The organism is Algoriphagus boritolerans DSM 17298 = JCM 18970 (assembly GCF_900108085.1).
In the GTDB taxonomy this organism is placed as follows: Bacteria; Bacteroidota; Bacteroidia; order Cytophagales; family Cyclobacteriaceae; genus Algoriphagus; species Algoriphagus boritolerans.
Window position 1 is genome coordinate 114,039 of the sequence record NZ_FNVR01000012.1, and the last position, 22,776, is coordinate 136,814.

14 protein-coding genes, 1 tRNA gene and 1 pseudogene are annotated in these 22,776 nt (G+C 43.6%); 8 read left to right on the top strand and 8 right to left on the bottom strand.

Features of this window, described 5'->3' with window-relative positions:
- The first annotated feature begins 11 nt into the window (after positions 1 to 11).
- Together C4S61_RS12150 and C4S61_RS12155 are read left to right on the top strand one after the other, a co-directional pair.
- Positions 12 to 788 (top strand): UDP-2,3-diacylglucosamine diphosphatase, encoded by a 777-nt coding sequence (locus C4S61_RS12150; protein WP_103925069.1) that lies wholly within the window; start codon positions 12 to 14, stop codon positions 786 to 788.
- Complete coding sequence (locus tag C4S61_RS12155) at positions 785 to 1,615, top strand: hypothetical protein (protein WP_103925070.1); 831 nt, start codon at positions 785 to 787, stop codon at positions 1,613 to 1,615. Before C4S61_RS12150 ends, C4S61_RS12155 begins: the two co-directional genes overlap by 4 nt.
- A gap of 179 nt (positions 1,616 to 1,794) precedes the next feature.
- On the opposite strand, the gene C4S61_RS21835 is transcribed toward C4S61_RS12155, so the two are convergent.
- From C4S61_RS21835 to C4S61_RS12175, 4 genes are all read right to left on the bottom strand, one after another.
- On the bottom strand, positions 1,795 to 2,208 hold the full coding sequence (locus tag C4S61_RS21835; protein ID WP_160111237.1) for a TolB-like translocation protein: 414 nt from the start codon (positions 2,206 to 2,208) through the stop codon (positions 1,795 to 1,797).
- Positions 2,209 to 3,103: 895 nt separating this feature from the next.
- Positions 3,104 to 3,529, bottom strand: a complete 426-nt coding sequence (locus C4S61_RS12165) for a transposase (RefSeq protein WP_235009953.1) — start codon at positions 3,527 to 3,529, stop codon at positions 3,104 to 3,106.
- A 336-nt stretch (positions 3,530 to 3,865) separates the two neighbouring features.
- Positions 3,866 to 4,798 (bottom strand): citrulline utilization hydrolase CtlX, encoded by a 933-nt coding sequence (gene ctlX, locus C4S61_RS12170; RefSeq protein WP_235009955.1) that lies wholly within the window; start codon positions 4,796 to 4,798, stop codon positions 3,866 to 3,868.
- 3 nt (positions 4,799 to 4,801) lie between these two features.
- Positions 4,802 to 5,662, bottom strand: a complete 861-nt coding sequence (locus tag C4S61_RS12175) for a hypothetical protein (protein ID WP_103925072.1) — start codon at positions 5,660 to 5,662, stop codon at positions 4,802 to 4,804.
- Positions 5,663 to 5,928: 266 nt separating this feature from the next.
- Between C4S61_RS12175 and C4S61_RS12185 the strand changes: the two genes are divergently transcribed.
- Positions 5,929 to 6,348 carry a hypothetical protein gene (locus tag C4S61_RS12185; RefSeq protein ID WP_103925074.1) on the top strand — a complete coding sequence of 140 codons (420 nt, stop codon included), beginning with the start codon at positions 5,929 to 5,931 and terminating at the stop codon, positions 6,346 to 6,348.
- A 72-nt stretch (positions 6,349 to 6,420) separates the two neighbouring features.
- Here C4S61_RS12185 and C4S61_RS12190 read toward each other — a convergent pair whose 3' ends face one another.
- Together C4S61_RS12190 and C4S61_RS12195 are read right to left on the bottom strand one after the other, a co-directional pair.
- The gene (locus C4S61_RS12190) at positions 6,421 to 8,733 is read right to left on the bottom strand and encodes a xanthine dehydrogenase family protein molybdopterin-binding subunit (RefSeq protein ID WP_235009957.1); all 2,313 of its coding nucleotides are present in this window, start codon (positions 8,731 to 8,733) and stop codon (positions 6,421 to 6,423) included.
- A 19-nt stretch (positions 8,734 to 8,752) separates the two neighbouring features.
- Positions 8,753 to 9,211, bottom strand: a complete 459-nt coding sequence (locus C4S61_RS12195) for a (2Fe-2S)-binding protein (RefSeq protein WP_103925076.1) — start codon at positions 9,209 to 9,211, stop codon at positions 8,753 to 8,755.
- 293 nt (positions 9,212 to 9,504) lie between these two features.
- Between C4S61_RS12195 and C4S61_RS12200 the strand changes: the two genes are divergently transcribed.
- Positions 9,505 to 9,578 (top strand) — tRNA-Asn (locus C4S61_RS12200).
- Between the two features lie 182 nt (positions 9,579 to 9,760).
- Here the strand turns inward: C4S61_RS12200 and C4S61_RS12205 are convergent.
- Entirely contained in the window at positions 9,761 to 13,510 is a 3,750-nt protein-coding gene (locus C4S61_RS12205; RefSeq protein ID WP_103925077.1) for a DEAD/DEAH box helicase, read from the bottom strand.
- Between the two features lie 435 nt (positions 13,511 to 13,945).
- On the opposite strand from C4S61_RS12205, the gene C4S61_RS12215 reads away from it, so the two are divergent.
- Entirely contained in the window at positions 13,946 to 16,669 is a 2,724-nt protein-coding gene (locus C4S61_RS12215) for a DUF6797 domain-containing protein (RefSeq protein WP_103925079.1), read from the top strand.
- 264 nt (positions 16,670 to 16,933) lie between these two features.
- On the opposite strand, the gene C4S61_RS12220 is transcribed toward C4S61_RS12215, so the two are convergent.
- Positions 16,934 to 18,502 (bottom strand): L-serine ammonia-lyase, iron-sulfur-dependent, subunit alpha, encoded by a 1,569-nt coding sequence (locus tag C4S61_RS12220; RefSeq protein ID WP_103925080.1) that lies wholly within the window; start codon positions 18,500 to 18,502, stop codon positions 16,934 to 16,936.
- Positions 18,503 to 18,635: 133 nt separating this feature from the next.
- On the opposite strand from C4S61_RS12220, the gene C4S61_RS12225 reads away from it, so the two are divergent.
- From C4S61_RS12225 to C4S61_RS12235, 3 genes and pseudogenes are all read left to right on the top strand, one after another.
- Positions 18,636 to 20,867 carry a S9 family peptidase gene (locus C4S61_RS12225; protein WP_103925081.1) on the top strand — a complete coding sequence of 744 codons (2,232 nt, stop codon included), beginning with the start codon at positions 18,636 to 18,638 and terminating at the stop codon, positions 20,865 to 20,867.
- A gap of 134 nt (positions 20,868 to 21,001) precedes the next feature.
- Positions 21,002 to 22,390: an aminopeptidase P family protein gene (locus C4S61_RS12230; protein ID WP_103925082.1), complete on the top strand. Its 1,389-nt coding sequence runs from the start codon at positions 21,002 to 21,004 to the stop codon at positions 22,388 to 22,390.
- A 200-nt stretch (positions 22,391 to 22,590) separates the two neighbouring features.
- Positions 22,591 to 22,776: pseudogene (locus tag C4S61_RS12235) on the top strand (IS5/IS1182 family transposase); the annotation flags it as partial.

Consider the following 22,776-nt stretch of genomic DNA (forward strand, 5'->3'; position numbering starts at 1 on the left):
TATCTTAGTACATGCAAGTTGCACCTTTGGACTTCCCCTTAAAGGGTAAAAAACTATATTTCGCTTCTGATTTTCACTTGGGAGCACCGGATGCAGTACAAAGCAAAATCAGAGAAAAAAGGATTATCCGATGGCTGGACACCATCACATCTGACGCAGCGGCGATTTTTTTGGTCGGTGACATATTTGATTTTTGGTTTGAATATGGGCAGGTGATTCCCAAAGGTTTTGTTCCCTTTATTTCTAAAATTTCACAACTCCGGGACCAAGGGATACCTATTCTTTTTTTCACAGGAAATCATGATCTCTGGATGAAGGATTACTTTACCCAAGAGTTGGGAATACCAGTTTATCAACACCCGATCGAAATTTCAGTAAATGGAAAAAAAATCCTTGTCGGGCATGGCGATGGGCTCGGACCGGGTGACGATTCCTACAAATTGCTTAAAAAAGTATTTACCAATCCATTTGCAAAGTGGCTTTTTCGCTGGCTTCATCCGGATCTGGGTATCAAATTTGCGAAAGCTTGGTCGAGCCATAGCAGGGTCGCTAACATGGAAAAAAATGAAAATCATTTTCTGGAGGATGACGAATGGCTTTGGCAGTATTGCAAAGAAATAGAAGCGCGATTCCATCACGATTACTATGTTTTTGGACATCGGCACCTGCCCTTGGAACTTCCTGTGGGAGAAAAAGCAACCTATTTTAATTTGGGAGAGTGGGTCACTCAAAACACCTACCTTGAATTTGATGCCGATGGAGGCAAGCTAATGACCTTTGAGAAATGAGATTTTTCCTGATTCTTGTTCTTTCCTTCGCTTCTTCCGCGGCTTTCTCACAGGAAAGGTTGGAGTTCAAAACTCCTCTTGCCGAGATATCAATTAAAGAGTTGGATCAAGTCTCTCTGGACACTCGGGATCAAATTTTCGCCAGCACAGCCTCCGGTGATGTATTTCTATTTGACAAATCAGGCAAACAATTGAATCTCTTTTCACCGCCTCGCCAAGCCAGAATCCAGCAACTGGAGGCTTCCTGGACGGTAAATATTTTCACCTTCTCGGCAGATTTGCAGGAATATCGAGTCATGGATCGCTTTCTGAACCCGATAGCTGAGAACAGTCTTTTGCTCGATAATATCATTTTGCCGAAGGCTGCCACTCTGGGAAATAATAATGTCATCTGGGTCTGGGATGAGTCCGATTTATCTTTAAAGAGTGTGGACTACATTCGAAAGCTGATCCTTCAATCCCAACCGCTAAACCTTATTTTGGACTCCGAAGATCTTCGAGTGACTGAGATACGAGAATTTAAAAACCGACTTTTCATGAATGTCCCCGGTTCAGGAATTTTCATTTTTGACAATCAGGGGAATTTTTTACAGAAAGCAGCTATCCAAATCGAGCAAAGGATGTGTTATTATAAGGAGCACCTTTTTTGGATTGATGGAAAAAATCTGAAAGGGTATTCGCTCACCTCTCAAGCATTTTTTGATATGGGAAAATTGCCTACTGAAAATTTTGAATCTGTTCAGATCGGTCAGGAGATTATCACATTTGTGGAAAAAGAGGCGATTAAGGTTTATGCGCTGCCAGAGCAATTGAAGAGGATAAAATAAGGTTGCCGAAATGAGTGACTCCTCTCACCTTGATGTTAGCAATCGCATTAATCAACTTCAACAAATCCAAATTAATCCATATCTGCCTCCAAATTCAACCTCAACAAGAATTTGAGCAAAGGTCACGTGAGTAAAGACACTCACGTGATGATTTCAATCATTAATCCCAGCGATTTTTTTCAGAACTTCGGTATTCCCACAAAATACAAATCAAATCCTCCTAAGCCACCTGGACGATTGGAAGAAAAGATCATCAATTGATTTGAAAATTCCCAAGAATCGGAGACTACCGGTCGGAATTCATCAAATTCGGAATTGATCTTTGGACCAAAGTTTACTGGCTCGGCCCAACCATTGGCAGTTTTCTGGGAATAATACAGGTCATAACCTCCAAATCCTCCCGGACGATCCGAAGAGAACACTAACAAATCGCCATAGACAAAAGGCATGTGGTCATTGGAAGTAGAATTGATCCCGATTTTTTGGGTGCCTTTTTCTCGTGAACCCTGAAGATAGGCTATGATGGATCCTTCAGTAGGTAGACCCAATTCGTAGATATCGAATTTTCCATCCCGATCCGAGCTAAAGAGCATTTTTTCCGGTTTGCCTTGGCTATTATCATTTGCTCCCTTTAAAAAATTTGCCCCATAGAAACTAGGATACATCTCATTCGAATCTTCTCCTAAAAGCCTAAACGATGCATCTCCTTCATCAACGCCCGGTATAGAATTATTTTCGGGATCAAAACAAATGGAAAAAAAACCTTCTGAATTGTCACGACTAAAGAGTAGAGCACCTTTGTTCTCATCTACGAAAGTATAGGGCGCTTTTTCATTTCTATTAGTATTTATTCGAAATAAAAGATTTCTTATAACTTGACTCCCATCAAAAACCCTATCCGAATAAAAATCAAGATTTCCTTTTTCTTTATCCCACTGAAAGAAAACCCTGGAATAATCTAAATCGAATTGTTGCCCTTTCGAAATCGAATTTGTAGAGTAAATAACAGTAAGAGTTAAATCGGCAGTAGAAGGTACAAAATTAGAGTTCATGTCATCATACTCAGAATTGAGGTCTACCAAATTTATTGGCTTATCATCTGGAAATCTGCCTGTTTCATAAGGGAATGTTTCATCACAACCACATAAAATTAATAAAAGAAGATATTTTATTGAATTTTTCATCTCAGTCCAGTTATCATTTTCAAAATATTATTATAAGTACTCGTAGATCCAAATGGAGTAAAAACTCCTGAACCATAATATCCATTACTATTTCGTGGATCTCCGTTGAGTCTATTGTCATTCCACCCCCAATTCATAAAATACCAAGTGTAAGACCATTCAACGCAACCGTCTCTATCGCAATCATAAGCTTTATAATTGTGTTGTCTAAATCCATCACATGTCCAAATATGCCATTCTAGTAAACTATCACGTCCATGGAAAATTGCCTCGCCGAAGTGAGTGTCTCCACTCACTTAATTAATTAAAGCCTTTCTCCTATGTGTGTAAGAATCCCAAATCGATCAATACCTGTTTCATAAAACCTAAAAGAGGAATATCTGTAATCAACTGGATTATTGGCTAGCATCCATTTCCCCTTACAAGGATTGTTATGGAGATATTCTAATTTCTGAAAAATGATTTCCGTGGAGTAAACTTCTATCGGTAGAGAGTCTCTTTGCCAAAATTCATAATCCTTATTGACCAAATCCACTTTGAATTTTTCAAGCAACCTCAAATTTTCATTCCTCAGTTTTTTGAGAAATTGATGTCCAGTGAACTTCAAAAAACTAGAATGAGGCGACTCTTTTCCATTCATTTCTAAAAGTTCCCAAATCAAATGGATATGGTTTGGCATTATTACAAATCCATAAATTCTGATAAATTCCTTAGTTTTTAGAAATTTCAAACTTGAGATAATGATTTCCTTGTAGGAATCATCAATTAATAGCGGAAGCCAATTGTGGACGGTGGCCGTAAAAAAGTAAATCCTTCCAAATTCCATAAAACAAGAAGTTTCCATGAATTTAATGAAAATCTTCAGGTAATTGGATTGTAAATCACGTGAGTGGAGACACTCACGTGGGCGAGAGAGTTGCCGAAGTGAGTGTCACTCACTTCATTCCTTAGAGTCTTAAACCGCAAAACCGAATTCTCAGTCTTTGCTTTTTTTGTTCCAAACCATATGAATTTGGATTTAAATATGAAAATCACGTGAGTGAAGACACTCACGTAGGCACTTAATTTACTGATCCCTAGGTAAAAAAATCTCAGCCAACATACATCTGGCACTGCCGCCTCCAAGCTTTTCGATAGTCGGAATAGCAGGGCTGATGATCGTCGTGTACTTTTCGATTTGCTGAATCTGTCCCACGTTTAAGGAGTCCAGAGCCGCTTGGGACATCACCGTGAATCTTTCACCTCCGTCATTACTGACTTCCAACATATTTCCAGCGAAATTGAATTTCTGCTTAGCTGTGATCGGAATCAACTTTTTACCTGATTTGGTCAAGGATTCCTGCACTTTCCGGCGATCCGCCAACTTCAGAATGCTATCCAGACACACCACGGCCAAATCTGTACCCACATGCATCATCACATTGGTATGATAGATTGGACTGACCTGCCCATCTATTTCCTGCACAGCTTCAAAACCAAGAACCGAATAGCCTAAAATCTTGGCGACATAGTCCAAAGGAACCGGATGGGTCCGCTGAGAATAGCATGCATAAATCACCTTTGTATGATGATCCAGCACCATACTCCCTGTTCCTTCCAAGAATTGGGCACTTTCCTCAAAAAAGCTAAGATCTACAATCTCGTTTACCTGAAATCCCAAATGCATCAACTGCTCGATGATGTCCTTTCTCCGCTCCAGTCTGCGATTGGGGGAAAACATCGGGTAGAGAATCAACTTTCCATCAGGATGCGTACTGAACCAGTTGTTGGGAAACACGGCATCTGTCTTGACTGGAGTATCCGAATCCTCAATCACCAGCACATTCACCCCTTGATCTCTCAGCAAAGCGACAAATCCATCGAATTCAGCCCGAGCCAGTTGTCGGATTTCATCTTGGGATCGGGAATCCTGTTTTTGGTAAAAGTTATTCTCCGCCGTCTCCGGATTGAATCCAAAGTTGGCGGGGCGAACCATCAGAATAGTGGAACTGGTCTGCATAACTTAGTTTTTGGCTGGATAGCGGTACAAAACCGGATGAATTTTATACCTCTTTTCGCTGATGGTGTAAAAGGCCTCTCCATCCGGTTGAAAACCTACGGCTTCACCTTGGGGTTCTGGCACATAAGGCAATTCCTTCGGGGTTCTTGTCAGCGCCTCAGCTACAGTTTCACCCTTTTTTCGATCCCAATAGTAAATTTTAAAATAGTTCTTGATCAGGATTTTTGATCCGTCCTTACTGATATCTGCGGCCGTTGCGCTGGTAAATGGGAGTTTGCCCAACTCCGTTGCGACTACCTCTTTTTTTCCAAAATCATCGGATTTCAAGCAGAAAAGCGTGTTTTGCTTATCGCGCTTAGACACAATGAATAAATCTCCAGAAATGGGATCCACAAATAGACTTTCGGCGTCCATCGCTCCATTTGGATAGGTGAATTTTAAAACCTCGGGTTTTACTGTGTTTTTCTTTTCGATCTTGGATGGTTCTGGAAATCTATAAATCCTCCCCGACTTATTATTGCCTGCATTGTCACCAATGTCAGCCACATAGATATAAGACTTTCCGCCTGGACCAGGTCCCACTGCGATGTCCTCCCAATCCCGATTTTTCACTTCGTCCAAATTGATTTTCCCCACTTCATTTCCCAAAGAATCCAACACATAAACAGTCGCTTCACCCCCACTATCGGTGTGTGTATAGAATTTATCAGGATGTTTTTTGGAAAAAGCCAATCCGCTCATTTCCTCCAAAATGGGATTGTCGATCGTGCGAATGACAATTCCCGCTAGGTAGACTGAATCAATTTTTTGCTGGGCAATTCCTGAAAAAGAAAGAAAGACGAAGTAAGGCAGTAATTTATACATTGAGTCAAATAAGGAAATATATACTAATCTTCTACTGAACGAAATTTCTTTTTAAACCTCGTTGGATGCTTCGACTTCACTCAGCACAAGAGAAAGTAGACCAAAGAATTCGCAATCACTTGTCTCTCGGGATTTCAGTGATCAAATTTAAAACACCAGTTAGAAGACTGATCGAGGGTAAAATTACGGGAATTGACGGTCTTAGACTGAAAAAGTCTCAAACCATACCATTAAATTTATTTTCAGAGCTCTAATTTAATCTCAATATGGATCCGATTTTAAAAAAAATGTACTTCAAAGAAGGAATGAAAATAAGGATTTGGAATGCTCCAATTGATTTAAACGCTCTATTTAAAGCTTGGGGGGAAGAAGGCTTCCTCGCCAAATCCAATGAAAAACCAACCTTCTTACTCGCTTTTGTACAAACAGAAGAAGAAGTGGAGAAGTACTTTACCGAAATGCATGCCTTGTCCTCCGAAGATGAAGCCATTTGGATGGCCTATCCAAAAGGCACTTCCAAAAAGTATAAACCACAGATCAATCGAGATTCGGGTTGGAAAGCTGTTGGGAACCTCGACTATGAAGGGGTAAGGCAAATTGCCATTGATGAAGATTGGTCTGCGCTTCGGTTTCGGAAATTGAAGTTTATTAAGACGCTTACTAGGAGTTTCAGTACTAAAGATTAATTTTTTGTCAACGGACCACAGTCGACAGTCAATCGCTGTGGACCGTGGTCTGTCGACCGTTGACAACGAAATTCAAGCCTTAAACGGCAATTCATAATTCCGCTTTCCGCTCAATTTATAGATCGCATTTGCCAATGCTGGAATAAAAGGAGGAACCGGAGGTTCACCAACCCCAGTGGGTTTTTCCATACTCGGAACGATGTGCACATGGATCTTTTTAGGAGATTGGGGCATGCGAATGATCTTGTAGGTATCGAAGTTGTTTTGCTGCACCTTGCCGTTTTCAAATGTAATGGCCGATGTCATCGCCAAACTGGTTGCAAATTGTGCTCCCCCTTCAAACTGGGATCGAATCCGATCCGTGTTCACCCCGATTCCGCAATCGACTACATAATGTACTTCAGGAATAATGAGATTTCCTGCAGCATCATTTTCCACCATGACTACACAAGCCACATAAGTCAGGAAGCTTCTGTGGGCAGCAAAACCCATCGCTTTGCCTGCGGAAAGATTTTGTTTCCAGTTTGATTTTTCAGCCACGGTTTGGATTACTTTTTTCATTCGGGCAGTGCTCCAGGGAAAGTCCTCGATTTTCTCCCCGTAATTGCCATAGTCTCCCACCATTTCGCCTGCGAAAGTAATGTCCTTATCTTCTCCCAAAAGTTGTAGTGCCTGATCTATCGGATCGATACCCCGAGTCTCGGCAATCTCATCCAGCATGGTGCAGATCGCAAAAGCGTGGTGGATATTACTTACTGACCGTAGCCAACCCACTCGGGTATGAGCGGTGGTTTCGTGAGCCTCTATCTTGATATTTGGTACGTCATAAGGAAAATCCCTACAACCCAAATCCAATTCTCCATCAGAAGGCGGTGCCGCATCCAATCCTGCACCGATAGCCGGGAAGACCGTATGGTGATTCCAACCCGTCAGATTGCCAGCGCCATCCAAGGTGGCTACAATCCGTTGTGCACTCTGCGAATGGTAGTAATCATGGTGAAGGTCACATTCTCTGGTCCACTGCACCCGAACAGGTACTCCGGCAGCTTTGGAAAGCAGTGCAGCTTCCACCACATAATCCGGCTTGGACTTCCGACCAAATCCTCCACCCAAAAGGGTGACGTTTAATCTCACTTTGGAAACATCCACGCCCAAAACTCCTGCAACTGCTCCCCTCGCCCACTGTGGATGCTGACTTGGTGCCCAGATTTCGGCCGAGCCATCGGCCTTTACATCGGCAATAGCTGCTGGTGGTTCAACAGTAGCGTGTGCATAAAAAGGCGCTAAATATGTTTTTTCAATGATCTTTCCGGAAGAGGACTTTGCTTGATTGAAATTCCCACGTTCCCGTTTTACGGTTCCGCTGGAGGAAGTGCTTTTGAGCATTTCCTGAAGTTGGTTTGCCGAGTTATAGGTTTGATTTGGACCCAGATCCCATTCGATTTCCAAGGCTTGACTTCCTTTGATCGCAGCCCAGGTATTTTCAGCCAATACGGCTATTCCTTCCAGAGGCTGATCCAATCCAGCAGGAAGTCCCGGCCCATCAATTTTTACCACTTTCTTAACTCCTGAAATTGCCAAGGCATTTTCGTCCTTGTAAGAAACAACCTTTGCTCCAACAACAGGACTGCGCTGCACGACTGCAATCAGCATATTTGGAAGACTCACGTCTGCACCGAATTTGGCTTTACCCATCGCAATGTCCTTGGCATCGAAGATGGGTACATCTGTGCCTACCAATTTGTAGCTGGAAAAATCCTTCATCACCAAGGATTCAGGCTTGGGGATTTCCATAGTTTGGATTTGGGAAACTAAGTCACCAAAAGGAATCTTTTTGCTGGAACCCTTCAACACCACATGGCTAGCCTCGGTATCGCATTCGGATGGAGCTACCCCCCATTCAGTGGCAGCTGCCTGCATCAACATGTGCCTGGCAGTGGCCCCCGCTTTTTTCATCGGTTCATAAAACATGCGAACGGAAAAGGAACCATCCGTATTTTGGTTGCCGTATTTGTCCTCATCTCCTTCGGCCTGCATGATTTTCACTTTGCTCCAGTCGGCACCAAGTTCATCAGCCACGATCATCGGCAGGGAAGTTCGGATACCGGTACCCATCTCAGATCGATGCGCCAAGATGGTCACTATATTGTCCGAACCGATACTTACAAATACATTGGGGGCGAAGGTGATCAATTCCCCTTTAGGTCCGCTACATTGGAAATTGACTCCCAATACAAAACCTCCGGCAGCAAGTGAGCCGATCTTAAGAAAATCCCTCCTCGAAGCTCTGAAGATCTCACTACGGTCAACCGGATTGAAAGTCGAAGAACCTGTGCTGAGCGAAGTCGAAGCATGCTTTTTCAAAAATGGCAATTTAGGCATCATGAGTTTGCTGATTTAGGGTTTAGAGGGATTTGGAAGCAGTAAGAATCGCATCTTTGATTCGATTGTAGGTACCACATCTACAGAGATTGCCTTCCATTGCCGATTCGATCTGGGATTCCGAAGGACTTGGATTTTTGGCGAGAAAAGCTGCCGCATTCATAATCTGTCCCGATTGGCAATAGCCACACTGCGGAACGACATGATCCACCCATGCTTTTTGAAGCGGATGGTCTCCTGTTTCAGAAAGTCCTTCTATGGTAGTGATTTTCCCTGATCCCACTTGGGAGATTGGAAGGCTACAGGAACGAACCGCCTCACCGTCCAAATGGACAGTACAAGCGCCGCAAAGCGCCTGACCGCAACCAAACTTGGTTCCTTTCATATCCAACAAGTCACGAAGGACCCAAAGCAGCGGCATATCCTCTGACGCAGTGACATCCTGCGATTTTCCGTTGATCGAAAGTGTATAATTTTGCATGGGTTGGTAATTACTAATTTGTCAGAATAAAAGTTAGGAAAAACAATTGGATTCATGCTAAATAAGCCGCCAGTTTATTCTGGATAATTTCTGCCAGCCAGCTTTGCCAACAAACCGACATAAAAGAAGACTAGCTTCCTTTGAAAATCAAAAAATAAGTCCCTGAAAAAGAAAGAGAAGTAATCCAAAAGTGACGGAATCGAAGATTTTTTCAAAAAGAGATTTGGAATAAAAAGGGGATACGCTACATTTGCATCACGAATTCGGAAAAGGGATTCGGAAATTATAAAAATTCCTCCTTAGCTCAGTTGGTTAGAGCACATGACTGTTAATCATGGGGTCCTAGGTTCAAGCCCTAGAGGGGGAGCTGAAAATCAGCCACTTACGAGAAAATTCTCTGAGTGGCTTTTTTTGTCTACTCACAAATTGCTCAAATAAAAAGAGATTAGTTAATTAGGTCAAAAAGGGCGCTCCCTCCCAAACGAGCGCTTCATTAAATTTTATGAAGAGTTTTAGACGAGTAAATCAGCATAAATCAATCCGGATTTTTCAAGAAAACAACTCCAGCATTCCTTCCCGATCCAGACTGGCTAAAATCCCCTCTCCGTCACCGATAATGTCTTTTGCCAACTGACTTTTGGCGGACTGAAGCTCCATAATTTTTTCCTCAATGGAGTTTTGACAGATCATCCGATAGGCTACTACGTGTTTTTCCTGCCCCATACGATAGCATCGGTCGATGGCTTGGTTTTCCACCGCAGGATTCCACCAGGGATCGACGATATAGACATAATCGGCCGCAGTTAGATTGAGCCCCGTTCCTCCAGCTTTGAGACTTATCAGGAAAACGCGCACGGCTTCATTATCCTGAAATCGCTGCACCTGCCGTTCTCGTTCGGGTAGGCTGGTTTGACCATCCAAGTAGCTGTAGGTCACCCTGGACTGATCCAATTGCTCTCGGATCAAATCGAGCATTTTGACAAACTGACTAAAAACCAAAATTTTATGATTGCCGGTTTTTTCCAAAATATGCTCTTTGAGCAATTCGATTTTGGCACTGGAAGGCAAATCGGTATCTCCGGTCAGCTTGGGTGAATCACAAATCTGCCGTAATCGGGTGAGTCCTTCCAACACAAACATTTTACTCTGATCTGCCCCGGATTCATCAAACTTATTGAGGATAAAATTACGGTATTCCTCGCGTTTAGCTTCGTAAACAGCACGTTGGACTGGGCCCATTTCGCAATACAAAAACTCTTCGATTTTATCAGGTAGTTCTGTAAGCACTTCCTTTTTGGTACGCCTAAGGACAAAAGGCATGATTTGTTTTTTGAGCGACTGGATCACATCGGTATCGCCTTTTTTGATCGGAGTGAGGAAATTCCCGCTGAAGTGATTGAATGTCTTGAAAAAGCCCGGATTGGCGAAGTTCATCTGTGCATAGAGTTCCTGAATGCCGTTTTCAATTGGTGTCCCTGTTAATGCCACCCGTTGCTTACCCTTGAGCCGCATCATGGCTTTGTATCGCAGCGAACTGGTATTCTTGATCGCTTGGGATTCGTCGGCTACAATCAGATCCCATTCAATTTCTTTCAAAATTTCCAAGTCATTGATCACCAATCCATAGCTCGTCAAGACGAGTTGGTGCTTGGTCAGTTCCTCTACTGTTTCGTATCGCTCTCCATGGTGAATCCAAAAGTCCAGATGGGGAGCAAATTTTTCGAGTTCCTTTTTCCAGTTGAAAAGCAAAGTAGTCGGTGCCACAATGAGGACTTTGATTTTTGGGTTATGCTCCTCCAGCTGAGTGATCAAGGTGATCATTTGGAGGGTTTTACCCAAACCCATATCATCGGCCAAAATTCCTCCCCATTGGAAATCTCTCAGGAAATTCAACCAGTTAAGTCCTGTTTTTTGATAAGGACGGAGTTCAGCTTTTACCTTTTCGGAAATGACCACCTCCTGAATCCCTTCAAACTGTTTCATTTTAAGCTTTTTCTCCTCAACTTCTTTCTGAACTTGGGCATATTCCAAGCTTTCCTCCCAATCTTCCAGGAGCATAAAATGTACTTTGGAGAGCCTCACTTCTTCTCCGGTCACTTCGCCGGAACGGAGTAGCTTGACCATTTTCTTCATCCATTCTTCAGGGATCCTTCCCAGACTGCCGTCTCCAAGCTGGACAAACTTCTCTCCATTTTCCCATGCCTTACGAATCTTTGCAAGCTTAATAACTTCATCCCCGTAGCTCACTTCGGAATGAACCCCAAACCAATCCATAGTCGAAGAAAATTGAGTGGTCACTTTTGCCTGAAAAGGAGAATAGCGTTTGATCTTGATGTTTTCCAAGCCGAAAGTCTTCACTCCACGAGCTTTTAACTTCTCGAAAGTGTCCAAAAACCACATACCCTCGACAAACTCAGCCGCAGTCAGCGTGTAGAGAAATTTAGGACGTTGCTTCACGAAACGAGGATGCAGCTCCGAAATAAAATCCAAAAAGGACTGCTCTGCTGCCGAATCCCGCTCCAGAAAATGACCGGTGACCGGATCGGTGATCATCGATGGATCAAGAGGATTGACGCTCAGCTGATCAGCATAGACTAGCTTTGGCACAAAAGAAACCAAACCACCCACCTCGGTGATGTACAATTCCTCCCGTGTCACTCCCTCGCTGACCACCCAACTGAGCACATTTTGAATGTCTTCAAAAGGCAAAAAGGCACTTACTGGCTGGATGACCTGCTCAATTACCCGAGGAAGCTGCTGCTTGGGAAATTTAAAAGGTAAGAGATGGATCAGGTGATCTATACCCTGTGCCTGTCTGAAATCCGTGAAATAGAGTAATTTTTTATCAAAAAAACCCAATCCTGCTCTGAATCTAGGGGCAGTGGTTCCTGCTTGAAATACAAAATCATTCCCATCAAAGGAGTAAATAAGCTGCAATTCGTAAAAAAATTCAGATTCAACCAGTCGAATTCTAGCTGTCGTCTGATAGGCATAAATTCGCTCTGAAAGATCTCTTGGGGATACCTTAGTCACGTTGTAATTATATCCTCCTAAAAAATAAAGCGGAAAAATAGATGCTTTTTGAAAAAAATCCACACCGGTTTTCCAAAGGAATTCTTCATCTTTTGATTCATTGTTTCGATTGAGTGTGTTGACCAGATAAATCAATTCTGTCAAGCCCTCAGGTTTGGCAAGACGGTAATCTTTGGAATCTTTTAGTATTTCCAATCGGGTGTAGAGCCCATCGGGATCATCTTTTTTTCCTTTCCCTAAAATGGGAATTACGGTCAGGGAATTGTTGTATTGCGCATAAATGATCCCGAAGCCCAAATTATATTTACCCGCTTCTTTGGCCTGATTCGACTCTTTTAATTCATGGATAAAATCATCTTCCTTAGCTTTTGGGATAAGATCTTTTAGTTTAAAATTAATTTCATCCAATTCTTTTAGGCCGGCGAGTTCTCCAGCATAACGAAATCCTATTTTATCACCGATAAGATCAATCATCAGTGCTGTTTTTACATCTTTAACTACCGAAAGAAGGTTCCTCTTTTCCAGAAAAGCCTTCCTTGAGTCCATCCGAATTTCCTCCGTTAGGAAATTCTGATCACTATACTTTTCGGAAAATCGCTCTCTCAAAAAGTGATAGATATCAGGAAGGAATTTTTCCTGTGATTTTGGATAATTCAGCGATAGCTTTCCTTCCTTTGAATTATAATTGACTGTGATATCTATTGGATAGCCTACTACATAAACCCCGTAAATGATGCCATCAGCTAAAAAAGAAAGTTTATAAATTCCACTTCGACTGTTGCTGGTTTTTAAACTAGGGAGAATATCCGGAATCGTTCCCAGCGCCTCTCTAGAAACAGAGAATACAGAAGGAAACACTGAAATGGGTATCACTTTTTGTTTTGGAGCATTTGTTATTGAAGTAGTATCCGACCAAAGTCCCAATTGCGATTCTTTCACTTCAAGAGAATCCAAAATAAAAAATGCAGCTGCGACATGCTTACATTGACCGTTGTCAGCGAAATAGGGACAGGAACAAAAGGTTTGAAGTTCTGTCTGAATTTTCTTCCTGCTATCATTAATCGGAGTGAGGTCAACATCAACCTCATAGGTTTCTTTTTTTGATCCAAATGCATTGAAGAAGAACTGATGCTCATCCACGGATTGATCAATGAGCTCGATTTTATCGTCCCAAAACAAACTCTCACCTCTATCCATCAGGACATGAGGATACCTATCCATCATTTTTGCTAAAACTTCAGATTGAACTAAGGTGAGTGTGCACATCGGTAGATTTTTTCTAAAACCCAAAAATGTCAATTTTTAAAAAACTATGCCGCATCAATTGCCGATTTCTGAAACAATTTGTAGCAATATGTCAAGTAAATCTGCGAACCTCATAAGTTGGAATCATAATGAAAAGATTTCAAACGGAACTAATTTTTTCATTTTTAAGGGAGTGAAGTGACCTCTTCGCATTAAGATGCAATAAGTGAGAGCTACCATTTCACCTCCCACACTCCCAGAGGCCCAAGCAATCCCGAAAACTATCGGTAAATCCGCCCTGTAAAACAGCATGGTAAAGGTCGGTTTTTGCGCTCCCGGCTGGGCATCGCCGTTTATTCGGATGACTCCAGAATTGGCCACTCGTGAGGAAAAGAATCTTAAGCTTTTTTCTTAAATTCCTACCCTAACCATGCTGCCAACAAAACCGCTAAGCTTTTGAAAATCAATAAAATTTACCTCAACTCAGTTTTAATCCTTTTGATCTTAGGATGTAAACCCAATTCCTCAAATCAGGATTCCGAATCCCCAAGCGGATTTATCCTTCAGGAATCTGAACTCCCTGATTATGAAAAAGATCTGAATCATCAGGGATTGTTGACTGGGCTGGGTGATCGACACGATGAATCCATCCGCACTGGTGAGCACATCTACAACAACATCTGCTTCAACTGCCACGGCAATCCCGATCAAGAAGGATCAATGCCCAATGCGTTCAAATTTTGGGAAGGTGAATTTAAGGTGGGAAAAGACCCCTACTCCATCTACCAGACCCTCACCCGAGGCTATGGGTCCATGCCTCCACAAGTCAACCTCACTCCAACCGAAAAGTATGACATCATTAATTACCTGAGGGAAACCTTTATCAAAGAGAAAAATCCCGGTCAGTTCGTTGAAATCGATTCGACCTATTTGGCCAGTCTGCCTTTCGGAACTACCACAGGCCCAGCCCCAAAAGAATTTAAGCCTTGGGCTGAAATGGACTATGGAAATTTTCTGATCAACACCTACGAATTGGTAGGGCGGAACGCCCCACCAAGAGAACGGTCAACTGGAACTGCTCCCCTTCCGGATGAAAATCTGATCAATCAGAATTTTGCCTATAAAGGAATTGCCGTAAGATTGGACCAAGGAGAAGGAGGAGTATCAGCAGGAAAAGCCTGGATGATGTTTGATCATGATTTGATGCGGGTTGCCGGGGCCTGGACTGGGGAGGGCTTTATTGACTGGGAAGCTATTTTGTTTAACGGAAAACACAATATTTCTCCCAGGACCGTGGGAGATCTCCATTTTGAAAATCCAGTAGCACCTGCTTGGGCTAATCCCGAAACGGGAAAGTTTGATGACCCGCGCTTCCAAGCTCGGGATGGAAGAAAATTTGGTCCTTTGCCCCGGGAATGGGCACAGTATAAAGGACTCTATCAATTCAATGATCGCGTGATCATTTCCTATACGGTTGGCCAGGCAAAAATTCTGGAAACTTTCGGGTTGGAAACTCTGGAAGGGCGACCCATATTCACACGGACATTGAATTTTTCCGCCTCAGATAGACCCCTAAAAATGCGAATAGCTCCAAAAGGAACGGCTGTGGCCTTAGTTGGTGAAGGGGCTGTTTTGAAAGAAGAAGGCGGATTCTTGGTGATGGAGACTACTCCTTCACAAAATAGTAAAGTCAAAATCCTGATAGGAAAATCGGGATTGAAGGGATTGCAACAGTACACCAAAACTTCCAGCCCCCCTGAAACTTTGGATCAACTGATCAAAGGTGGACCGGCCCGATTTCCTCAACGGTTAACTTCTGAAGTCCAGGAAGGAACGCAGGAAGGACCATTTCAGGTGGACATCATGAATCCGCCTTTTGACAGTCCCTGGAAGAATCAGTTCAGACTGAGTGGATTGGACTTTTTCAAAGACACGAACAAAGGCGTGATCTGCTCCACGGACGGGGACGTGTGGCTGGTCGAAGGGTTCACAAAAAACTCCGGAAAACTCACTTGGCGGCGAATCGCCTCGGGCCTGTTTCAGCCCTTGGGGATCAAAGTCGTCAATGAGGAAATATTCGTCACGTGCAGAGATCAACTGGTGAAGCTGCACGACTTCAACGGAGACAAGGAAACGGATTTTTACGAAGCCTTCAACAGTGACCATCAGGTGACCGATCACTTTCATGAATTTGCAATGGGGCTGCAGGTCGATACCGAAGGCAATTTCTACTACGCAAAAAGTGCTCGGCATGCCAGGGAAGCCCTGGTTCCTCAGCATGGCACCTTGATCAAAGTAAGCCGGGACGGCCAGAAAACAGAAATCGTAGCCACAGGCTTCCGCGCTGCCAATGGCGTTTGCCTCAATCCGGACGGTACTTTTATCGTGACCGATCAGGAAGGACATTGGAATCCCATGAACCGCGTCAATTGGGTGAAAAGAGGCGGGTTTTACGGAAACATGTTTGGCTACAATCCGCCGCCTGACAGCACAGAATCCGGTATGGAGCAACCCTTGGTATGGGTGGATCGGGAAAGGGATCAATCACCGTCCGAACTCCTTTGGGTGGACAGTAAAAAGTGGGGAGCATTGAATGGAAAACTTCTGAATTTATCCTACGGCTATGGAAAAGTCTTTGTGGTTCCCTTCGAAAAAATAGGGAATCAAGTACAGGGAGGGATTTTTGAATTACCGGTTCCGAGATTTTCCACGGGTGTGATGCGCGGTCGCTTCAATCCCGGAGACGGACAATTGTACCTCTGTGGGCTGTCGGCTTGGGGGTCTACCCAACCCCAATTGGGAGGGCTATATCGGATCAGAAAAGTGGATCAGCCAATGGTCATCCCGGTAGGAATAAAAGCAACAACCCAAGGAATTGAGCTCAACTTCACAGACGAATTGGATGCAAAAAGTGTCGCAGATACAGCACACTACACCGTGAAGACTTGGGATTTATTGCGATCCAGGAAATATGGATCCAAACACTACAATGAACAAACCTTAACCGTCACCAAAGCCAAATTGGGGAAAGACAAAAAATCGATCAGACTGCACATCCCTGAGATCAAACCAACCTGGGGGATGGAAATCCAATACCGAGTCAAGGATGACAGAGGAAAGAATGTGGCCGGATCAGTTCAGAATACGATTCATCAATTGGGGGAAGGTTGGGAAAGATAAACCTGAGATACCGCCAAAGGATTTCCTTTTGGATAATTGGGCTAAAGCCTTGAATATTTAAGAGAAAATAAATCAACCCTCCAACTGAAGTTGGAGGCAATTGAAGGTGAAACCAATCCATAATTTTTTAAAAAAGGAATAGGGATACGGCTATAGATTTAAGGATCTACCCAATGAATAGGAATGCGGCTTTAGCCCATTCCAATAAGAGTCACTAAAATACCCCGGGCTTTAGCCAAACAACAACAGAAATTTTAGATAGCCCTAGCAGCTCTTATAAAAGTGCTTTTGCGCCAGCTTAGATTCTATTTCTTTCGCAGCTTTGGTAATGGAAAGTCCTCCCAAATTGGTGCATCTCAAGGTATTGGGAATACTTTTCCCCACTTCATACATGGTCTCAATGACCTGATCCAGCGGAATCAAATGGTTGTAATCTGCCAAGGCCATATTGGCACAGGAAAGTGCATTTGAGGCAGCCATCACATTTCTGTTCAGGCAAGGTGCCTCCACCCGATTCCCGATAGGATCACAGATCATCCCCAAGGAGCTCTGCAAAGCCATGGAAGCCGCTGAAATACTTTGATTCAAATTTCCCCCGGCCACGTAAACAATTGCCGCTGCTGCCATGGTGGCCCCGGAACCGCACTCAGCCTGACACCCTCCTACCTCAGCAGCAAAAGTCGAATGCGCCGCAATAAACACTCCGATCAAACCGGCAATCATCAAGGCCTTCACGGTTTCTTCTTCCGAAAGTCCCAAGGAATCGGCTACGCCCAAAACCGCTCCGGGCATCGCCCCGCACGATCCGGCAGTAGGTGCTGCCACGATCACTCCCATAGAACTCTTCACCTCCATGATCGCAGACACATACATGATGATCCGATTCAGGACGTCTCCACTGATCAGCTTTTTTTCTTCCATCATCGATTTGAATTTCACAGACTGAGGACCCAAAATCCGGTCTTCGAATTGAGTTCCTTTCAGACCTGTCTCCACCGCATTTTTCAGGATAATCCGGATATCGTTCATTTTGGAAAGCACCTCTTTCTCTGAGATGTTCCCCCTCATGCTTTCATAGCGCACAGCCAATTCCCAAAGACTTAAATTTTTGTCCTCGTTGTAAGCCATCATCTCATCACAGGTAATAAATGGTACGACGGTGTTTTTCCGGGTAAGAACCGGCAAAACAGGCTTGATCTGCTTGATAGCCGTGACGCCTTCGATTTCTTGGAGTTCTTCCAAGATCGCCTTGTCCAGAAAAGCCTGAGTTTTTAATGTGATAAAAGTTTTGTCCTTTGAATGAATTTCCAGATCCTCGCCCAATTCAGCTTTTTCCAGGTAGTCACCCACTTTTTGAAATGCAGAAGTATAAATCAGCGTGACAAAAGAATCACCTGCGAGGGAAACTTTTGCTCCGTCAATTTCAATCACCTCAATCATCCCTCCTCCTGTGGATATCGCAATGACTTGATGGGTTTCCCAAGGATTGCGAAGGGTGATTTGATAGGTATTCGGATGCCCTACCTGAATTTCTTTGATGTTGATTTTCACCTGAATCCCCGCAGCGCCAATGTGCATTTCCGAGTCAACGAGCCTTTCGTCATAGGCTTCCCAACCCAAAAAACCTCCAAACAAACCCATATCGGAGCCTTGTTCCTTATGGGTCGTAGCCAAGGATCCGTTTGGATCAAAGTCTATTTCAATGTAAGATATTCTTCCACCCATCAAATCATGACATATTCGGCCGATTCTGAGCGATGCTGCACAGTGTGAACTGGAAGGCCCTCTCATCACAGGTCCTACTACATCATTGAAAATACTTGGATAAGTCATGGGATAAATTTTTTAAAGTCTCTGCTTAAATTTAGCAGTAAATCATTCTAATTCAATATTTTTCACCTTCTTACCGGCTTTAAAATCTTATTTCCAGAAGACTGAATAAATCTAAAACCTTATCCTGCTTCAAATGAAAAACTCGTTGGCGTTCCTGTTAATTCTCCTGTTCAGCTCAGTTGGTGACCTGTATTCCCAAACCGAACTGACTCTGGAAGACATTTATAAAAGCGGAATTTATCGGCAAAATCGGTTTGGCCCGATTCGCTGGATGAAAGACGGAACAGGCTACTCGAGCATTGAAAAAAATCCCAATCTAGCCGGGGACGACATTGTGAGATACGATGCAGTCAAAGGCACCCGATCCGTCTTGATTTCCGCCGAAGAATTGATCCCAAATGGAGAAAACAAACCCTTGACTGTGGCGGATTATCACTGGTCAGAAGACAACAGCAAACTGTTGATTTTCACCAATACCAGAAAGGTCTGGCGCTTTCACACCCGAGGGGATTACTGGGTTTTGGATCTGAAAGACCGAAAGCTGAGCCAGTTGGGAAAAGGAATTCCAGCCACCACGCTGATGTTCGCGAAGTTTTCACCTGACGCTACCCGAGTGGGCTATGTGAGTGAAAATAACATTTTCGTAGAAACCCTAGCCACGGGAAAAATCACCCAAATCACCTCCGATGGCGACCAAGACATCATCAACGGAACTTTTGACTGGGTTTACGAAGAAGAGTTGAGTTGCAGAGATGGATTTAGATGGAGTCCTGACGGAAAAAACATTGCCTACTGGCAGTCTGACACCAAGGGAGTCGGTACTTTTTACCTGATCAATAATCTGGATTCGATTTACTCAAAACCAATCCCATTGCCTTATCCCAAAGTCGGCCAAACCCTTTCCGCAGTTAAAATCGGCGTTGTATCAAGCGAAGGAGGAGAAACTAAATGGTTTGACTTCCCGGGCGACCCTCGCAACAATTACCTGGCACGGATGGATTTTATCCCCAATTCCCAGGAAGTGATGGTGCAGCAACTTAATAGGCGACAGAACCAAAATACGGTTTGGGTTGGAGATATTCAAAACTTTTCCCTGTCAAAAATTCTGGTTGAAGAAGACTCGGCTTTTCTGGATGTCCACGATAATATCCGCTGGCTGGAAGGGGAGAAATTTTTCACTTGGACTAGCGAAAAAGACGGCTGGATGCATCTGTACAAAGTTTCAAGGGATGGTAAAACAATGGATTTGGTCACCCAAGGAGAATTTGACGTGGAGCGAATCAGCCACATCGATCCGGCGAGCGGGTATGTGTTTTACATTGCCTCCCCTGATAATTTCACCCAACGCTACCTCTATCGCAGTTCCCTGACCAAAATCGGAAAAGCCGAACGGATTACCCCGATGAATCTTTCCGGTCAAAATGCCTATCAGATTTCGACCGATTCAAAATTTGCCATCCACACCTTTCAAAACACCACTACGCCGCCTGTTTATTCCCTAATCAGTCTTCCAAAACATGAAACTGTCCGAGTTTTGGAAGATAATCGGGAGTTGAAGTCCAAGGTTGCCGCTTTGAAACTGAACTCCAAAGAATTTTTCAAAGTGGACATCGGAGATGTGGTTTTGGATGGTTGGATGATCAAACCCACAGACTTCGATCCTTCCAAGAAATATCCTTTGTTGGCTTATGTCTATGGCGAGCCCGCAGGGGCTACTGTTCAGGATAATTGGGCAGACGGGGACTTGTGGCATCACTACCTGGCAGACTTAGGTTATGTCGTCATCAGCATTGACAACCGTGGCACCAAAACCCCCAGAGGCCGAGATTGGCGCAAATCCATCTATGGCCAAATAGGAATCCTGGCCTCCTTTGACCAAAAGGCAGCAGTAGAAAAAGTCCTCAAAACCTATCCATTTATCGATCCATCACGGGTCGGTTCCTGGGGATGGAGTGGCGGTGGGCAGATGACGCTCAATCTGATGTTCCGCTTTCCGGAGCTTTACAAAGCGGGATTGGCATTGGCATTTGTTTCCGATCAACGACTCTATGATGCCACCTATCAGGAGCGCTACATGGGATTATTAAAGGACAATGAGGAAGGATACATCAACGGTTCACCAATCACCTATGCAAAGAACCTACAGGGCGAACTCATGATCATCCATGGCACGGCGGACGACAATGTGCATTACCAGAGTTTTGAAATGCTGGTGGATAAACTGATCAAATACAACAAACAATTCTCGATGATGTCCTATCCCATGCGCTCACACAGCATCAACGAACGGGAAAACACTTCCCTCCACTTGCGGGAAACCATGAAAAACTTCTGGTTGAGAAGCTTGCCCGCGGGTGGAAGATAACCATTGACTAAATCAGAATTTGGTGGAAGTTAAATTAGAAATGTAGAATTATGAATTGTAAGTGTTCATTTATTCACTTCACTTCAGGTTCATTCCCAAAAAGATCAACCCTAAATCAATAGATAAACCTTGACATGAGCACTTTCCCGAAGGATACCTACATCGAAAGAAGAAACCGACTCAAGCAAAAAGTGGGAACCGGAATTTTGCTTTTTCTGGGAAATGAAGAAAGCAGCAGCAACTTCAAGGACAACTGGTACCCGTTCAGGCAGGACAGTAGTTTCCTGTATTTTTTTGGCTTAGACATGCCCGGACTTGCAGCGATCATCGATATCGATCAGGACTTGGAAATCATCTTTGGGGATAATCTGACCACCGTGGAAGTAATTTGGCAGGGAGCCCATCCACCTCTGTCCGAATTGGCCGAAGCGGTGGGGATCAAAATCACGAAGCCCAGAAATGAGTTACCCGAGTTTTTGGGAAAGAACTCAAAACTGCAAATCCATTTTCTACCTCCCTACCGATCGGAAAACACGCAGAAACTGGCAGAATGGCTTGCTATTCCCAATGCGGAAATCTCTTCCAGAGCTTCTGTAGATTTTATAAAAGCAGTGGTAGCCTTGCGATCCATCAAGACTGAGGAGGAAATCAAAGAGATCAACAAGGCAGTAAACATCAGTGTGAGCATGCACAAAAAGGCGATGAAGGAAGCCAAACCGGGAATGAAAGAATACCAACTCTTGGGTTTGGTAAATGGGGAGGCGCTCGCTTTGGGAGGCCATCTGTCTTTCCCCCCGATCATCACCATCAATGGTCAGATCCTCCACAATCACAATTATTCCAATACCCTGATCCCCGGAAAAATGCTTTTGGGGGATTTTGGAGCGGAATCGGCGATGCGTTATGCAGGGGATATTACCCGAACATTTCCCGTGGGACCTGAATTTTCCTCTTCGCAAAAAGAAATCTACCGGATTGTGCTCAGTGCCTACCAAGCTGCCGTCGCGGCATTGAAGCCGGGAATTCGATTTAAAGAAGTCCACTTGTTGGCTTGCAGAAAACTGGCTGAAGGCCTCAAAGAACTCGGACTGATGAAAGGAAATTTGGATGATGCAGTCGAAAGCGGAGCACATGCCTTGTTTTTCCAATGCGGACTGGGCCACATGATGGGACTGGATGTCCATGATATGGAGGATTTGGGAGAGGAATATGTAGGTTATACCGACGAACTCAAAAAGAGCAAAGCGTTTGGCTTGAGGTCCCTACGACTGGGTAAGGAACTGGAGAAAGGATACGTGATTACAATCGAACCGGGCATCTATTTCATCCCTCAACTGATCGATCAATGGCAAGCGGATAACTTGCACAGCGAATACATAAACTATGAAAAAGTGGCGGAATACCGGGATTTTGGAGGTATTCGGGTGGAAGATGCCTATTTGATTACGGATTCAGGTTCCCAAATATTGGGAGATCCTCTGGAAATTGAAATCGAAGACGTGGAGCGGATCAGGAAACAGTAGCCTCAGTCGAAGCTTTTGATTTCAACATTCATTTTATTAGCTTTTTATTTCAATCTCACCCCTTATGAAAAAAAGCTCCCTTTTTGTCGGAGGCCACTGAAAAAGTCCTTTAATGGTTAATTGTTAGTAAAAAAAGGTGTAAGAAAATTACTTTTCTACACCTTTTTTTGTATCTTTTTGTGTATAAAAAACTCAATTTCATGCTGTTACATCAACAAAAGATTAAGTTCAGTGAGTATGGCTCCATTTATGATTTGATAGTGCCAAAGGACAATCTTCTTCGAAAGATTAATGACATCATAGATTTTAGTTTTGTTTACCAAGAGCTGGTTAATAAATACTGTACTAATAACGGACGTATGGCTCAAAGCCCTGTTCGGATGTTT

Coding starts and splice junctions, on each gene's coding strand:
- C4S61_RS12155 (WP_103925070.1), top strand. CDS start 785: ATGAGATTTTTCCTGATTCTTGTTCTTTCCTTCGCTTCTTCCGCGGCT.
- C4S61_RS12195 (WP_103925076.1), bottom strand. CDS start 9,211: ATGCAAAATTATACACTTTCGATCAACGGAAAATCGCAGGATGTCACT.
- C4S61_RS21835 (WP_160111237.1), bottom strand. CDS start 2,208: ATGCTCTTTAGCTCGGATCGGGATGGAAAATTCGATATCTACGAATTG.
- C4S61_RS12175 (WP_103925072.1), bottom strand. CDS start 5,662: ATGTATAAATTACTGCCTTACTTCGTCTTTCTTTCTTTTTCAGGAATT.
- C4S61_RS12190 (WP_235009957.1), bottom strand. CDS start 8,733: ATGATGCCTAAATTGCCATTTTTGAAAAAGCATGCTTCGACTTCGCTC.
- C4S61_RS12205 (WP_103925077.1), bottom strand. CDS start 13,510: ATGTGCACACTCACCTTAGTTCAATCTGAAGTTTTAGCAAAAATGATG.
- C4S61_RS12230 (WP_103925082.1), top strand. CDS start 21,002: ATGAGCACTTTCCCGAAGGATACCTACATCGAAAGAAGAAACCGACTC.
- C4S61_RS12185 (WP_103925074.1), top strand. CDS start 5,929: ATGGATCCGATTTTAAAAAAAATGTACTTCAAAGAAGGAATGAAAATA.
- C4S61_RS12225 (WP_103925081.1), top strand. CDS start 18,636: ATGAAAAACTCGTTGGCGTTCCTGTTAATTCTCCTGTTCAGCTCAGTT.
- C4S61_RS12220 (WP_103925080.1), bottom strand. CDS start 18,502: ATGACTTATCCAAGTATTTTCAATGATGTAGTAGGACCTGTGATGAGA.
- C4S61_RS12150 (WP_103925069.1), top strand. CDS start 12: ATGCAAGTTGCACCTTTGGACTTCCCCTTAAAGGGTAAAAAACTATAT.
- ctlX (WP_235009955.1), bottom strand. CDS start 4,798: ATGCAGACCAGTTCCACTATTCTGATGGTTCGCCCCGCCAACTTTGGA.